The organism is Undibacterium sp. Dicai25W, from assembly GCF_049340505.1.
Taxonomy (GTDB): Bacteria; Pseudomonadota; Gammaproteobacteria; order Burkholderiales; family Burkholderiaceae_D; genus Undibacterium; species Undibacterium jejuense.
In genome coordinates, this window is sequence record NZ_JBMPOQ010000066.1 from 1 (window position 1) to 255 (window position 255).

The 255-nt window shown below is 52.2% G+C and carries 1 rRNA gene; it reads left to right on the top strand.

The features are described 5' to 3' along the window. Nucleotides 1-255 (top strand): 16S ribosomal RNA (locus ACO0KY_RS19700); the annotation flags it as partial.

Here is a 255-nt window from a genome sequence, read left to right on the forward strand (position 1 = left end):
TCCTACGGGAGGCAGCAGTGGGGAATTTTGGACAATGGGGGCAACCCTGATCCAGCAATGCCGCGTGAGTGAAGAAGGCCTTCGGGTTGTAAAGCTCTTTTGTCAGGGAAGAAACGGTGAGTTCTAATACAGCTTGCTAATGACGGTACCTGAAGAATAAGCACCGGCTAACTACGTGCCAGCAGCCGCGGTAATACGTAGGGTGCAAGCGTTAATCGGAATTACTGGGCGTAAAGCGTGCGCAGGCGGTTATAT